This is a genomic window from Rhodococcus sp. IEGM 1307, from assembly GCF_030056915.1.
Taxonomy (GTDB): domain Bacteria; phylum Actinomycetota; class Actinomycetes; order Mycobacteriales; family Mycobacteriaceae; genus Rhodococcus_F; species Rhodococcus_F opacus_D.
The window spans coordinates 1-224 of the sequence record NZ_JASHKW010000123.1; the positions used below are offsets into that span (position 1 = coordinate 1).

At 62.9% G+C, this 224-nt stretch carries 1 pseudogene; it reads right to left on the reverse strand.

The features are described from left to right. Positions 1-52: 52 nt before the first annotated feature. Positions 53-214 (reverse strand): annotated as a pseudogene (locus QM841_RS43020) (lytic transglycosylase domain-containing protein); the annotation flags it as partial. Positions 215-224 lie beyond the last annotated feature (10 nt).

A 224-nucleotide genomic window follows, 5' to 3' on the forward strand; every position in this document is an offset into this window, starting at 1 on the left:
CGTACAGCGGACTCGCTCAGGACTGGCATGACTCACTGGTAAGGATGTGCGGTCAGTGGATGCGCGGCAGGTCCGCGGCTGCCGGGATGATTCCGGTGGAGTAGCCGGCGGACCAGGCGAGCACGTTGGCTACGTAGGCGGCGGAGTTGGTGTAACGGTGCACGGCCTTGGCGGCCTGAATCGGATCCTTGAAGTTCAATCCGCCGTCGCACAGTTACTTTCCG